We start from the raw sequence: 720 nt of genomic DNA, 5'->3' as shown, positions 1-720 counted from the left end.
CCACAAAGGAGCTGGCGATGAACCGCTCGGCCGTCAGCTCGGGCCGGTTGAGGTAGCCGCGCGCAACCCCGGCCCCGCCGATATAAAGCTCGCCCACCGCCCCCAACGGCACCGGCCCACCATGAGCGTCCAGAAGATAGATCCGCGTGTTCGCAATCGGACGCCCGATCGGGACAACTGACCCGTCAAAATCAGCCGGGCAATTCCAGGCCGTCACGTCGATAGCTGCTTCCGTGGGACCATATAGATTGTGCAGGCCAGTCCAAGGCAATAGGCGCCTAACCTTGTGCACACTGGCGGCAGCAAGCGCCTCGCCACTGCATATGAGACGCTGCAGCGATGTGCAGCGATCGACACCCTTTGTATCGATAAAGCTGACCAACATCGAGGGTACAAAGTGTGCCGTGGTGATGCGTTGGCTAATTATCAAGTCTACAAGCGCGTCTGGGTCTTTGTGTGCAGCCGGAGGCGCCAGCACCAGGGTCGCCCCTTCAAGCAACGTCCAGAAGAACTCCCAGGCCGAGACATCGAAGCCAAATGGCGTCTTCTGCAAGACGACATCGGTTGCATTGAGAGCGTAGGCTTTTTGCATCCAGATCAGGCGATTGATAATAGCCCGATGCTCATTCTGTGCTCCCTTGGGCGTCCCGGTGGAGCCCGAGGTGTAGATGATGTAGGCGAGATGGCGGGGGGTGAGCCCCAGCGCGCGCGGGTCGGGGT

At 60.3% G+C, this 720-nt stretch carries 1 protein-coding gene; it reads right to left on the bottom strand.

The genetic code is table 11. The features are described 5' to 3' along the window. The coding region (locus NKJ06_RS35635; RefSeq protein WP_352812620.1) for an AMP-binding protein at window positions 1-720 on the bottom strand (720 nt) is incomplete at both ends.

Origin of the sequence: Mesorhizobium sp. M0293 (assembly GCF_040321735.1) — a bacterium.
In the GTDB taxonomy this organism is placed as follows: Bacteria; Pseudomonadota; Alphaproteobacteria; order Rhizobiales; family Rhizobiaceae; genus Mesorhizobium.
The sequence above is the reverse complement of the archived record's forward strand: the minus strand, read 5'-3'. Positions and strand labels throughout refer to the sequence as shown.